The organism is Bacillus cereus group sp. Bc031 (assembly GCF_027716265.1).
Lineage (GTDB): Bacteria > Bacillota > Bacilli > Bacillales > Bacillaceae_G > Bacillus_A > Bacillus_A paranthracis.
In genome coordinates, this window is sequence record NZ_JAQFUL010000038.1 from 15,540 (window position 1) to 30,484 (window position 14,945).

Here is a 14,945-nt window from a genome sequence, read left to right on the forward strand (position 1 = left end):
AAACCCTCCATTTCTATTTCCATAAAATAAAAAATGGCTCAACGTCTCTATATAAAGAGACGCTAAGCCATTTACTTAACGCGGTACCACCCTTATTGATTCCATTATGAATCCACCTTAGTAGTAATCGTTTGATTACAAACCTAATATCGAAGGTTAACCGTTAAGATTTACTAAGAATGTGATTCCGTTCCACCTTACTGCTCCTAGGCGAGTTCAGGATGTCATTTGACTATGTCACACCAACCCATAGCTCTCTGTACAAATATACGACCTTACTACTCCTATTCAACACATTTAAATATTTAGAATATATTTTCTTTTGAAATTAATATGAAGTATATCGGTTATATTAGTAACTGTCAAGGGACATATTAAATTTTAATGAGAAAATGCGGAATTCCTTCCCCTATTATTAAGGGATAAGCCTTGTACAGTCCCTTGGAAAAGCACTTGCCTCTCGTACGTTTGTTAATTCTAACAATTTGCAAACAACTCTCTCTAAGCCAATTCCAAAACCACCGTGCGGAGGACAACCGTATCGGAATGTATTTAAATAAGATTGAAATTTATCTGGATGTAATCCTTTTTCTTTAAAAGAAGCAAGTAACATTTCATAATTATGAATTCGCTGTGCCCCTGATGTTATTTCTAATCCTTTATATAGTAAGTCGAACGAATCAGTAATAGATGGATTCTCGTTATTCGGCAACGTATACATCGGTCTCGCTTCTTTCGGATAATGTGTAATGAAAACAAATTCACTCTTATATGTTTCCTTCACATATTTCCCTAGTAACTTCTCACCTTCTGTATCTAAATCCCCAATTGGCGATTCTTTCCGATACTTACTTTTCAAAATTTCTTGCGCTTCTAACAATGTGATCTTCGGTATTTCTGTAATGACAGGTACTTCTATTTGTAATAGTTGTAGTTCTTTCTCACAGTTTTTTGCTACTTGTTGAAACATATATCGTAATACATCCGTTTCTAATTGCATCACTTCATGAAAATCATTTATAAAGCCAATCTCTACGTCTAACGATATATATTCATTTAAATGACGGGAAGAATTGTGATGTTCCGCTCTATATACAGGTGCAATTTCAAAAACACGTTCTAATCCTCCCGCTACCATCATTTGCTTGTAAAACTGTGGTGATTGAGCTAAATACGCTTCTTTTTGGAAGTATGGAAGCTTAAAAACATTTGCTCCTCCTTCTGCCCCTTGCGAAACAATTTTTGGAGTAAATATACGTGTGAAATCGTTCTCTATAAGGAATTCACTAAAGCTCTGGACGAGCGTAGATTTCACTTTAAATATAGCAGCGGTTCGCTCATGTCTTAATGATAATACCCGTTCATTCAGTAGTTGATCTAAGCCAACTTGTAACTTCTTTTTATTTATTTCAAATGGAAGTGGTTCTGCGCCATTTAATATTTTCACTTCGTGAGCAAGCACTTCAATCCCTAATTCTGTTTTCGAAGTCTCTACTATTTGGCCTACGACTTGAACAACACTCTCCACATCTACTTTAAATCCAGCTAGCTCGTTTTCTAATACGCATTGCATAACCCCTGATCGATCCCTTATTAATAAAAAACTAACATTACCTAGATGACGAATCTTTTTTACCCATCCTTGAAGTAATACAACCTTTCCGCTTTGCTTCGTACATTCTTTTGTGAGTGAACGCTTCATTATTGACTCCATTATTTTTCCCTCCTGTAATTTTATATTTATTTACGTTATTGTTGTCATCGTCATCATCCACGGTCACTCACCTCCCTTAAAAGAATACAAAAATCCGCCCCTATAAATAGGGACGGATTTTTCCGCGGTACCACCCAAATTGTCATAATGACCATCTTAGTCCTGATAACGGTAGGTACCGTTTGCTTTTACTAATTATCACGTTCAAAGCAACACTCACAGGTGTCTTTCCATCATGCAGTATCGCAATCTTCTCAGCAACCAATTGCTCTCTGTAGACCTTTGCATCATGTACTTTTCCTGATCATCACTTTTTGTATTTACAGAGTATTCTATCTATTCGCACTATAAAATGCAAGCACTTTTTAAATATATTTTAATTTTTCACATCCAGTTTTGTACAATTTCCTCTAAAGCCATTCCACGTGAACCTTTCAGTAAAACAACATCCTTTTTCGTTATTACTTTTAATACTTCCTCTGCTATCTCGGCTTTATTATCAAATGATTGTACTTTTCCTGCATGATAGTTCTTTCTTGCTTCTTCCGCTACAATTTCGGCTAACTCTCCATACGTAAATACATATTGAATACTCTCTTCATTTAACATTTTACCAATTTCTCTATGATATGTTTCACCTTTCTTCCCTAACTCCAACATATCCCCAATCACTATCATTTTTTTCTTATAGGCATTTAACTTCTGTAACGTTTCAATTGCAGCCTTCATGGAGGAAGGACTGGCATTCCATGCATCGTTAATAATCGTAAAACCTGCTTTAGCGGTTAAAAACTGAAAGCGCATTTGTGTAATATTTATTTGTTGCAATGCTTCTTGTATTTTTTCTGTAGGGACTTTGTAAAATTGACCTACAGCGATTCCGACAATCGTATTAAAAATATTATGTTTTCCATATAAGGGAACATCGTACTGTATTTTTGAATGATTTAATTTAAAATGAACACCATATTCATCTAATTGTACGTTCGTTGGAAACAAATCATTTGTATACTTTCCACCAAACGACTTACTTTCTATACCTAGCGTATTAATATGTTGAGAAAGTAATGGCTCATCACCATTATATAAGAACAGTCCACCGTCATGTAATCCGTCTACAATTTCAAATTTAGCCTTCGCAATCTCTTCTCTTGATCCAAGCGTCTCTAGATGTGACTGTCCAATCATTGTAATAATCGCTACATCTGGCTGTGCGATTCGTGATAAATTTCGAATTTGTCCTTTTTCACTCATTCCCATTTCAAGTATCAAAAACTCAGTATCTCGTTCCATTTCTAAAATTGTTAACGGTAAACCGATTTGACTATTAAAATTACCTTTTGTTTTATGCACTCTATAAGTTGAACTTAAAATGCTTCCTATTATATCTTTTACCGTAGTCTTGCCATTACTACCTGTAATTCCTATTACTTTTACATTTATCTCTCTTCGATAAAATTGTGCCAATTGTTGCAAAGCAAACAAAGTGTCATCCACAAATATAATTGGAATCCCTTTTGGCGGAGTACCGTAAGACTTTTTCCACAAGGAAGCGACAGCTCCATTATCCATTGCTTCTTTCACATACTCATGCCCATCTTTCATCCTAATGATTGGAACAAATAAATTTCCTTCTTTCATGTTTTTGGAATCTATGCAGACACCATGTATCTGTATAAGATGAAACGATTCTTGTAATCCTTCTCCATTTACTACTTCTTCAAGTTTTTTCAAATTCATTTGAATCAAAGTATCACCTTTTTCCATTAAATTACATATTTACTGTTTTATTTACACATATTAATAAAAATTTTATATCGAGGTGTGTATATGCAAAAAGCGATTAGTTTCTTTCTCCTATTGTTTTGCCTAATTGTAGTAAACGAAACGTACGCCTATTCACCAAAATCTTTACCAATCTCTCAAAACTCTGATCAATGGCAAGTGAATATTGATAAACCGAAAAAAACAAACAAGAATATGCTTCAAGCTAAAAAAGATGAATTTCAAACATATCAATTTTCATTGAAAAATGTTGGAAACAGTGAAGTATATAATGTACAAGTCGAAGTATTCCGCAACGAGCCAAAATCAAAAACGAAATATGAACTCTTTTCTCTAAAGGAAAGTCGTTTAGCAAGTGGAAAAACTGGATTTGAACATGCTAATTTTCCAGTTGCTACAAAAGCGGATGAAGTTGATGTAATGATTACTTGGCAAGAACACCCTTTCCGCTCCATGAGAAATGGTCAAAAAGTAGAGTCTAGAAAATTTAAAGAGCATTTTGTTTTTAAAGACGAAAAAAACAAATGAAATGCGAATAAATTTACATTATCATTCATATAGCTTACTTTACTAGTACCAGTTCTTAAGCAAATTAAAAAGTCGTGGCTTATACATGCCACGACTTTTTATATTAATTCGTACTAATTCCTCTCGCTGCCCAAATACGATCGATATCAGCGGCATGTTGTCCGCCATATAAAAGAGCATCTGCTTGCTTAATCGCTTTCGCTCCATCACTGAATTTAGAGTTTGGTGTTAACGACCAGTGCGATTGTAAAATAATTTTCGTTGCAACATCACGACCAAATGCTTGCGCCATCTCATATTGTCCTTGAGCCCAAATTTCTCCATCATCATGTACTTCATTCGTAACATCTTTCGGATACACTTTATTATTATCTAATCGGCGTAAGCACGTTGGATCTGAACTAGAATAAGCAGTCGCATCCCATTCTCCAACACATGCTTTTCCGTAGCCTGTTGTCGATACTGCATCTTCATACGTAGCACCTAAGAAATCACCAAATCCTTCTCCCATCGCTCCACCTTCTGCAGAACTACCGAAGCCAGGAACTTGGTTATCTTGAATTGAATGTCCATATTCATGTGCGATAATACCTGCATCTTCTGCATCATCTACTCCGCCAGTACCAAAGGTTAAAGCTTTCGTTGTCGGAGAATAAAATGAGTTGTCCGCCGTTGTTCCATTCACATTCACTTTAATAGAGCGATTATTAATATTTTTAAAACCTAGACTTTGAATGTAACGTTGTAAAGTATCAATATGATAATACGACATCACATCTTCAAAGCTATCATTTGCACGTGTATAGTTAAATTGTAAGTTTGTAGATTTCGTTTTTGCTTTTGAGGAAATCGTTACATACTCTCCAATTAAAAATCCTGTCCCATCTAAACCTTTTAACGTAACAGTCTTTAATTGGTTCGTTAGTGCTGTTGAATCTGCATCATTGTTATCTTTTAAACCTACTTTACTACCGCTAGATACGACTGGATTAGGTAAAAATACTTTTCCTGATCCTTCTGCTTTACGGTTTATATCAACCTTTTTAATTAACTTTCCATTTTCTGCATCAACAAATGTTTCCCATGCACCAAATGGATTATTAGAATGGACTACAACTTTATATACTGGACGAGCAATTCCTTCTTCAACAATATATCCAAATTCTTTCTCTGTAGGAGCCCATAAGTTTTGTTCACTTACTTCTCCAACATACGCCATTGATTTTTGTATTGCATCTTTTTCACTAATTTTTGTAGTAGCTTCCTTCACACCTTTAACAGATTGATAATCAGAAACAGCAAGTACTCCCTTTCCCTCTCCGTTAAGAGTAACTGTAATTTGTTTTGAAAATACAGGCGCACCATTCACAACTTGTTGGAACCTAACATATGAAGCTACTGACGTTTCTGTTGTAGAAATATATTGTAAGTCTGAAAGGTCTGCTTTTAATCCATACTGCGCAGCATTTTCTTTTAAATATTCTGTTGCTTTTTTCTGCGGCGAATAAGCTTCTAGCTTTACTTGCTGTTGTTTTTCCAATGCCGAAACTGTAGAAATTGTCCCCATTACTAACGGCACAGTCATTGCCATTGCCACCATTTTTTTATTAAACATAGAACCACTCCCCCTAATAAAGTAGCTCAACCTTATCCCATTACCACTAGGCAATCATTCCCCATAAAATGGGGGGAATAAAAATTGAATCTACGAGTAATTCTCTATGAACAATTCTATTACCTTTCCATTTAGGGGGAGTGAAATTTTCTCAATATTTATGTGTAAAGCGAAAACAATACTTTAGAAAGAAATTTTCTTGAGGTCCTATCGAATCGATTATGAAAAAATTAGCCAGATAAATATCTATCATACAAAAAGGAAGTTGGAATGATTCCAACTTCCTTTTCTTTACTTAGTCGCGCTTAATTTAATACGAACTTTCGTCTCACCTAAAGATAGTTCATCATCTTCATTCGTTAAGTGACCAAATGTAAATTGTTTAACGAGTAAGTTTTCTTCCAACAACTCTTTATGATTCGTTAACGTTTGCTGTAGTTCTTCCTCTGTATCAAGAATTACATCTACTCGTAAATTAACAGGTAAATTCAACTGCTTACGATATTCTTGAACGGCGCGAATGAATTCACGTGCTACCCCTTCTTGTAGCAATTCTTCCGTTACATTCGTATCTAACATTACTGTATATTGTCCGTTAGTTGTATTAGAGAATCCAGATTTCGCAACTTTCTCTACTAATACATCTTCAGTCGTTACAACTATTTCTTCTCCTGATGCTACTTCGTAAACTGCTCTTTCTGTAGAGACAAAGTTTTGTACCTCGTCTTGTGATAATTGTTTTAGCCAGCCATTTACTGCATTCACATTTTTACCGAACTTCGGCCCAGCCGTTTTAAAATTCAGCTTTAATTGATAAGATGTGTATTTCGTTTCATCGAGTTCAACATGGAACGCCTTCACATTTAACTCATCCATAACGATATCACGGTAAGATTCCCAATCCATATCATTTTCATTATGCTCAAGTAATACAAGTTCCGCTAACGGCTGTTTTACTTTTAAAGAATGTTGATTACGATTACTTCTTCCAAGTTCAACAACTTGTAAAACTGCATCCATTTCCGCTTCTAATTTCGGCTGAAGTAGTGATTCATTTACAACTGGATAATCCTCTAAATGAACGCTACTTCCAGTTAAATTCAAATGAATATCTTCAGCGACAAACGGTGTAAATGGTGCAATTAGTTTACTAATTGTTACAAGCACTTCATGAAGTGTCTCATACGCAGCTGCTTTTTCAGCATTCATACCAGATTCCCAGAAACGATTACGTGATCGTCTTACGTACCAGTTACTTACTTCATCTACAAGCGTCGCGATTTCACGAGCTGCATTCGTAAATTGATAATCATCAAGTGCAGTTCTCACTTTTTTCGTTGTGCTATGCAATCTTGATAATACCCATTCATCCAATTTCGTCCGCTTTACGTCATACGTTTCGTTCGGATTATACTCATCTAAATTTGCATATAAAACGTAGAAGCTATACACATTGACTAATGTATCTACAAATTTAGATTTTGCTTCTAATACTGTTCTTTCAGAAAAACGCTTCGCATTCCACGGAGCACTGTCAACGAGTAAAGCCCATCTTAAAGCATCAGCACCAAACTTCTCTACTAAATCAACTGGATCTAGTGCATTCCCTTTACTTTTAGACATTTTCTGTCCTTCCTCGTCTAGAACATGCCCTAGTGATAGCACTCGTTTATACGGTACTTTTCCAGTATATAGTGCTGATACAGCTAATAAACTATAAAACCAGCCGCGTGTTTGATCAATTCCTTCTGCAATTACATCTGCTGGAAACTGTTCTTCAAATAACTCTTTATTTTCAAACGGATAATGATATTGCGCAAATGGCATCGAACCACTATCAAACCAAACATCAATTACTTCTGGTGTGCGATTCATTGTACTTCCGCATTTTTCGCAGCAAACTTGCACTTCATCTACATATGGCTTATGCAATTCTAAGTCTTCAGGTGTCTCTTTCATACTATGCTTTCTTAAATCAGCAATGCTTTTCGGTGCGAATTGATGATCGCAACTTTCACATTCCCATACGTTTAATGGTGTTCCCCAATATCTATTTCGGCTAATATTCCAGTCCACCATGTTTTCTAAAAACTTACCAAATCGTCCATGTTTCATATGATCTGGATACCAAGTAACAGTATCGTTGTTTTGTAAAAATGTATCTTTAATTGCAGTCGTTCGGATTAACCAACTTTCACCTGCATAATAAAGAAGTGGTGAATCACAGCGCCAACAATGTGGGTAACTATGCTCATACTTTTCTTTATGATAAAGTAAACCTTCCTTCGCTAAATAACGAACGATATCTACGTCACAATCTTTTACAAATTTACCTTTCAAAAATGGTACTGCTTCTGTATATTCACCTTTCTCATCTACAACATGTAAGAATGACAACCCTTCACTTTGAACGACTCTATAATCGTCCTCTCCATATGCTGGAGCAATATGAACGAGTCCTGTACCACTATCTGCCGTTACAAAATCTGCTCCGATAACGCGGTACCCATTTGTAACTTCTTTCATCGGAAACGGTGCTGTATAAGAAGTATTTAATAATTCTTCTCCTTTATGAACAGATAATACTTCATAGTTTTCTTTTAATACATCTCGTACACGTTCTTTCGCAACAATGTATGCATGACCTTCTTGTTTCGCTTTCACGTATTCCATATTTGGATGTACAGCGAGTGCAACATTTGCTGGAAGTGTCCAAGGTGTTGTCGTCCAACCTAGGAAGTATTCATTGTCACTATCTTTCACTTTAAACTTAACTGTTGCACTTAAATCTTTTACTGTTTTATACCCTTGGGCAACCTCATGTGAACTTAGTGAAGTTTGACAACTTGGGCAATATGGTGAAACTCTATGTCCTTTATACAATAATCCTTTTTCATGAATCGTCCCTAAAATATGCCATACACTTTCGATATATGGATTCTCTAACGTAACGTATGGATCATCCATATCTACCCAATAACCGATACTTTCAGTGAATTCACGCCACTGCTTCTCATATGTGAATACACTCTCTTTACACTTCTTAATAAATGGTTCAATTCCATACTCTTCGATTTCATGTTTACCAGAAATACCAAGTTGTTTCTCAACACCTAATTCTACAGGTAAACCGTGTGTATCCCATCCCGCTTTTCTTAATACTTTATAACCAGACATCGTTTTATATCTTGCTACTACATCTTTAATTGTTCGTCCAAGTGCATGACCTACATGTGGTAGTCCGTTCGCCGTTGGTGGTCCTTCATAAAACACAAAAGATTGTGCGCCTTCTCGATTCTGAATTGATTGTTCGAAAATGCTCTGCTCGTTCCACTGTTTACGAATACGTGTTTCTCTCCCTACAGCTGACTCTTTTACATCTACTTTCTTCATCTACAATCACTCCTTTTGAATGTTTTAAAGCACACAAAAAACCCGTCCCTATAAAATAGGGACGGGTTTACCCGCGATACCACCCTAATTCTATTAGCTCTTCACTAATAGCACTTAGCAACGTACTATCATACGTGTTCTTTGTAACGGTAGACATCCGTCCGAGCTTACTCATTTTCAGCCTCGGCTCCTCGGAGATGATTTTCAAATAACGTCTGCACACCGGCTTTCAGCAACATACCGGCTCTCTGGGGAACAGTACACTATTTTACTCTTTCTCGTCTTCAGATTTGTATACTTTGTTAAAAGCTATTTTATGCCATTTGGTAATCAATTGTCAACTAATTCGAAATATATATTTAATTATGCCCTTTTTTCACTATTCTTATACAATTACTTTTCAAATTCTCGCAGTGCTGCTAAATTTTCATCATCCTCGATAAGTTCAGCGAAAAATCCCGACTCATCCTCACGAAGTACAATTTCAAGCTCTTCCTTCGCCTCTTCATTTCTGTTTAACTGCGCTAAATAACAAGCACGATCGTATCTCGCTAACAAATCACTCGCATCAATTATTAATGCTTCATTTGCTATTTCTTCTGCCTTTCGTGTTTGGCCAGCACCATGATATGAAGATGCTAAAGAAAGAAGAATTGCTGTTTCATTCGGATGATGGATAGAAGCATTTTCTAATACGTGAATTGCCTCTTCAAACCGTTCTTGACTTTGATATATTTCTCCTAAAGCAAGAAATGCTCTACTTACAAATGGTGTTTGCTCCGTTAATTGTAAAGTAATCTTTTCTGCTTTTCTTTCTTCTCCTGCTTTAAAGAATACTTGTGCCTGAAGAAGAAGAGTATCGTAATCATCTGGTAACTCTCGAACCATTTGCTTCGTTAATTCTGCAGCATCCCGTAACCTATCTTCTTCCTCACACTCTATGAAAAGATTTACAAGTTGCTTGGCTACATCGTAATCCCATTTACTTTCTAATGATGTTTGCAATACATCTATCGCCTCTTTATACATCGCCACATTCTCATAAAATAGTGCAAATCGCTGCGCTGCCATACTATTTTTCGGATTTAACTGTAACGAAATTTCATATAAATCAATGATTGTAGTAATAATCGAAATTTCTTTCGCACGGTTTTTCATACGATAAAGAGCTCTCGTAAATATGGATTTCTTCGGCTGTTCATTTTGTTGACGTTCAATCCATCTTTCTGTAACTGCAGATGCAGCGTACATAAACGCCATACTTCTTTCTGCCTTTTTGACTTTTAATATGTGAAGAAAATCTCGTATGTTAGACCATTTCTTATGTTGTTCTATCGCTTTTACATATACATCAAATATACGTTCATTATTTACATCTTTTTGTATAACCTTCATTGCAATTTCAATTGCTTTTGCATTTCTATTTTTCACTAATACTTTTGCATAATGATATAAAACTTCTGTATGCTCACTATCTAATCGTAGTGCCTCTTCAATCTGTGCTTGTTCTTTATCTATTTCATCCATCGCTCCATACACATATGCAATCGCATCTAATCGCCATATTTCAGGCACTTCGTCCACTAATTGTTCTAGTTCAGTCAGCAACTCTTTCTGAAGATTCATTTCTACTGAAAGCTGCGCCAAATATTCCATATTAATATGCAGCGGCTCTTCTTTCATCGCCTGAACCATATGACTTTGTTCTTTAGAACGATTTTCTTCTTTTTCATATATTTCCGCAAGCTGTAAATGTACACCGACGAAATTCCCATCAAGCTCTAAACATGTTTCATATGCCTGTTTTGCTTCCGTCAATTGTCCTAATGCCATAAGTGTTTCACCAATTCGGTAATACGGTAATGCCGTTTCCTTTTGTTCTATCGCCCTTTTATATCTTTTCATCGCTTGGCCATACTGTCCGATAGATTCATATAAAATACCTGTATAACAACCATATTCACTTACTTCATTTCTTTCTTTTTGTAACGTTCTTAAGAATGCTATACCTCGCTGCACAAATACCGTTCCTTTAATTCGATTCACATATTCATCTAACGCGCTTGCTACATTATATTCGCTCTGCTCTATACCACTCTCTAACTTAGACAATGCTACTTTAAACCCTTCTTCACTTCCACCAAGTTCAACTTCAGCATCCCATAAAACCATTCCCGCATTCATAAGAAAATCTTGGCTCTTTTCAATTTGTTTTTCAATACCGAGAATATATTCTTTTGCTTCCTTATATTGTTCTCTTGCCATATAAACTTGCGTAAGTCCGAAGTGAGAATAAACATCATCATGATTTTCTTCTAAAGCACGAGTATACAACGATTCTGCTTCTTCCAGGCTATCATTTTGAAAATGATAGTCACCCAGTTTTACATATAGAGGTGCCTTATCATCACAATTCTCAATACCTTTTAATAAAATTTCTTTCGTACTTTCTTCATCCTTCAGATCAGATTCGTATATTTCTGCAAGTTTCGTATAAATGTAAGGTGCATTACTATCCAAATGAATCGCTACTTTAAGCCCTTTTATCGCTAAATGTAATTTCCCTAAATGATGCGCACATCTCGCTCGCTCATACCATACATGTGCCTCATTTTTATACTCTCTTAACAGGTCGTTAAAGATTTCATACGCTTCTTCATATCTTTCTAAATCTATTAATATTAACCCGTGATTCGTTAAAGTAAATCTTTCTGGACTACGTTCTAAAGCAACTTGAGAAAACTGCAATGCCTTATCAGATTGATCGATATACATATAGGATAACGCAAGGAAACTCCAAGCAATCGGCTGATCTGCGTCTAATTGTAATGAGGAACGAAAACTTGAAATCGCTTCTAAATAACTTTCCTGCTCAAAAGCATACCTTCCGTTTATGAAATGATATAAGGCACGACTATTTTTCTTCTCAACACTCGCAAGCATGTGCCCAGATTTTTCTAACTCTTCCAGGCGAATAAAGCACTGTGCACCATGTAATTTAACAAAATCTGAGTTAGGAAATTTCTCCATTAACTTTTCTATACAATATAAAATAAATTCTTTATCTACTTCAACATCTAAATGCTTAACCGTATATAACCACGTATTCGGATTATCACTCGTCCCTTTTAAAAACTGTACTAAGTCATGAATCCCCTCTTTATCTTGTTCATCCAAATGATCTGTTAAAGAAAAAATAGATTTAAAATAATGATGTTCTTCTTCATTTAAAAATGATAGTAGTTCCTTCTTTTCTTGCGGAACAAACGTAATTGCTAAACAACCTGTATAACGATATTTTTCTTGTAACTTACTATATTCCACAATAACTGGCTCTATAAAGTTCGGATCTTGAACATAAAAGGCCTGCAATGTATCATCATATCCAGCTAGTACTTGTACATGTGAAGCATGCTCAATATCTATACTTAATAAAACAGGAATTCCTTCATCAATCAGTCTCTTATAATTCTCTTCATTACCTTTAAAATAACGATATTCATAACCTAATTCTTCTAAATAAGAAACAGTATCTGAAAACTTCGATCCTGTCATATCAAAAATAAACTCTGCTATTTCATCTTGTGTACGTTTTTCTCCCCATAACTGCAACATCATTTCTAAACTTGTCGGCACACAATAATTATCCTTTTGTACAATGGGAACGATCGGCAGGTGAACCTTTTTTCCATCTGGATTTTTTTCTAAATTATGATATAAAGACCCTTTTAAACTTTTTTCTTCTTTTAATAACTGTTGTAAATCTACAAGTTTATTCATTTTGTACAGTGCTTCTGCTCGTAAATGTACGAAATAAGCTTTATACGCATGATAAGGAAGCTGTTTATTTATGTTATCTATTACTGATAACATATCTTCGTACTTCCCTAAATCTAATACATATTTTATCTTTTCAAAATGAAAATATGGTACTTGTGGGAACTTTACAATTGCATCATCAATTAGCTCCAATGCACGTTTTTGTTCTCCTTTATTCGCATATAACTGTGATAATAAATAGGTAGATAACTCTTCACAATCTTTATGCTGCATACCAGCTATAAATTGTTCTTCTGCTTTCTCCCATTCACCTGTATGCATATAGACGTATCCCCATTTATCAAACACGGCACGTTCACTGTACTCCTCTGCCTTTTTCATATAATAAAGAGCTTCTTCATTTCGTTTCATTTCTAAAAGACATCTTACTAACGTAAAATATGTTTTCGCTAAAAAATCGGCATCTATTTCTTCTTTATTGCTCTCTTCTAAAGCGTCTTTTAGCAACTGTTCTGCTTCAAGAATTTTCCGCTCATCAATTAACTCATCACAATATAAAGAGAGCGTTCTCATATTTGGGAATTTTTTATAAGCGTAGCGAATGAGGAATGAACTGTATTGGTGCATAAGCCCTTCATCAGTAAGGCGAATTAATATATCAAACTCCTTATGTGAAGGAATATTAGCAAGCCAATTCTTCACATAAGATAAAGTATTCTTTTCTTTTATATATGAAATTTCATTATTTATTTCCTGTAATCCATCTATAAATCTCTTGTCTTTCAAACAAGCATCTAACTGCTTAAAATCTAGCATGTATTCACCTCGAATATTTATTTATACTGCTACTTGCTTAGATTTTACACATCATATTGTATGTATTCAACTAAAATCTCCTATAATGGATAGTATTATTTAATATTATTCAAATTTATAACAAAATATAGTAAAAATGATTGTTTTTCTCTGTATTTTGTTTGATTAAATGGAATAACGTAACATGCGGATCTTATTTTTATATAGCTGTAATCAGTACATGAAATTATATCGGCGATAATTCAAATATATCAGCGATTCTTTCATTTTATCGGCGATTTTCAAAATATATCGACCGATCCTTAAAATATATCAGCGATTATATGTCGAATATCGACTTATCGACATTCAGCGACATGTTTCATCGTATTACTACCTATTAACATACTATTTCACCAAATGTAATTTTCATATTCGGAGCATACACTAATGAAGAATGTATATGAAATGCTTTAAAAAATTGTAGTTCAGCTTCATATTGAGCTAGCGCATCATCATATGTTAATCCTCTGTCTATTAAACGTCCTATAAATTGCTGTTTATCACCTGGATTCCCCGCAATCCCCTCTTCCTTTAATGAATGATACAACTTCGCTTTACCATGATGGTGCATATTAGAATCTAAAAAGTTCACTTTATCACTTACTCTACATTCAATATTTTCCACGCCTAATTCACTTAAATATATCGGTATTTTCATACCAATATTTCCATCTTTTCCGCTTCTCTGTGTGTCACTTTCAAATAACTTCTGCAAAGTGCCTAACCTAATAATTTCCGATTGCTCCTCCCCATCTAACACATATGAAGACATATTTGAAATCCAATGTGGTTCAAAACAGATTATTTTTCCGCCCTTTTTAACTGAATGCATCATTTTTTGTAACATCGTTTTTGGTGAACTCATATGTAACAAGAACGCATGACAAATTGCTATATCGTATTTATCGTTCAATTCAATTTCTGTAGCATCTCCTTCAAGAAATTCTGAATCATACGGAAGTAAACGAAACAACTCTCTCGCTTCCGCTATTAATGTTCCCCCGCTATCAATGCCTGTATACTTTGATCCTTTTGGAAGTAATGGCATTAATATTAAGCCTAAATAACCATATCCACAACCGTAATCAACGATATGTACTGGCTTAGTGATTCTCCAAACTGTATTTACTAAAAAACTTACATAATCGTCATTGTAATATAGATCTCTCGTATTCTTTAAATACGCTAGTTTACTGTTCCAATCGTACGTTTCCAAGTTTAACGCCTCCTTTTATATACACCTATTACAATTCTCCATTTAATAAAAACATT

7 protein-coding genes and 3 other annotated features are annotated in these 14,945 nt (G+C 34.9%); of the genes, 1 reads left to right on the forward strand and 6 read right to left on the reverse strand.

Annotated elements, in window-relative coordinates; all coding sequences use genetic code 11:
- Positions 1-52 precede the first annotated feature (52 nt).
- Positions 53-301, reverse strand: a binding site (T-box leader).
- 114 nt (positions 302-415) lie between these two features.
- Positions 416-1,714 carry an aspartate--tRNA(Asn) ligase gene (gene aspS, locus PDQ33_RS15785; protein ID WP_061130555.1) on the reverse strand — a complete coding sequence of 433 codons (1,299 nt, stop codon included), beginning with the start codon at positions 1,712-1,714 and terminating at the stop codon, positions 416-418.
- A gap of 105 nt (positions 1,715-1,819) precedes the next feature.
- Positions 1,820-2,031: a binding site (T-box leader), on the reverse strand.
- Positions 2,032-2,098: 67 nt separating this feature from the next.
- On the reverse strand, positions 2,099-3,481 hold the full coding sequence (locus PDQ33_RS15790; protein WP_139303770.1) for a UDP-N-acetylmuramoyl-tripeptide--D-alanyl-D-alanine ligase: 1,383 nt from the start codon (positions 3,479-3,481) through the stop codon (positions 2,099-2,101).
- Between the two features lie 63 nt (positions 3,482-3,544).
- On the opposite strand from PDQ33_RS15790, the gene PDQ33_RS15795 reads away from it, so the two are divergent.
- Positions 3,545-4,027, forward strand: coding sequence for a hypothetical protein (locus PDQ33_RS15795; protein WP_061130554.1), 483 nt, complete (start codon positions 3,545-3,547; stop codon positions 4,025-4,027).
- A 103-nt stretch (positions 4,028-4,130) separates the two neighbouring features.
- Here the strand turns inward: PDQ33_RS15795 and PDQ33_RS15800 are convergent, their stop codons facing one another.
- The 4 genes from PDQ33_RS15800 to PDQ33_RS15815 all read right to left on the reverse strand — a co-directional run bounded on the left by PDQ33_RS15800 (position 4,131) and on the right by PDQ33_RS15815 (position 14,889).
- On the reverse strand, positions 4,131-5,642 hold the full coding sequence (locus PDQ33_RS15800) for a M36 family metallopeptidase (protein WP_270394377.1): 1,512 nt from the start codon (positions 5,640-5,642) through the stop codon (positions 4,131-4,133).
- Between the two features lie 291 nt (positions 5,643-5,933).
- On the reverse strand, positions 5,934-9,035 hold the full coding sequence (gene ileS, locus PDQ33_RS15805; protein ID WP_061130553.1) for an isoleucine--tRNA ligase: 3,102 nt from the start codon (positions 9,033-9,035) through the stop codon (positions 5,934-5,936).
- 54 nt (positions 9,036-9,089) lie between these two features.
- Positions 9,090-9,329: a binding site (T-box leader), on the reverse strand.
- 99 nt (positions 9,330-9,428) lie between these two features.
- Positions 9,429-13,631, reverse strand: coding sequence for a bacteriocin-processing peptidase family protein (locus PDQ33_RS15810; RefSeq protein ID WP_270394222.1), 4,203 nt, complete (start codon positions 13,629-13,631; stop codon positions 9,429-9,431).
- A gap of 379 nt (positions 13,632-14,010) precedes the next feature.
- Entirely contained in the window at positions 14,011-14,889 is an 879-nt protein-coding gene (locus tag PDQ33_RS15815; RefSeq protein WP_061130551.1) for a class I SAM-dependent methyltransferase, read from the reverse strand.
- Positions 14,890-14,945: the final 56 nt, after the last annotated feature.

Coding starts and splice junctions, on each gene's coding strand:
- aspS (WP_061130555.1), bottom strand. CDS start 1,714: ATGGAGTCAATAATGAAGCGTTCACTCACAAAAGAATGTACGAAGCAA.
- PDQ33_RS15790 (WP_139303770.1), bottom strand. CDS start 3,481: ATGGAAAAAGGTGATACTTTGATTCAAATGAATTTGAAAAAACTTGAA.
- PDQ33_RS15795 (WP_061130554.1), top strand. CDS start 3,545: ATGCAAAAAGCGATTAGTTTCTTTCTCCTATTGTTTTGCCTAATTGTA.
- PDQ33_RS15800 (WP_270394377.1), bottom strand. CDS start 5,642: ATGTTTAATAAAAAAATGGTGGCAATGGCAATGACTGTGCCGTTAGTA.
- ileS (WP_061130553.1), bottom strand. CDS start 9,035: ATGAAGAAAGTAGATGTAAAAGAGTCAGCTGTAGGGAGAGAAACACGT.
- PDQ33_RS15810 (WP_270394222.1), bottom strand. CDS start 13,631: ATGCTAGATTTTAAGCAGTTAGATGCTTGTTTGAAAGACAAGAGATTT.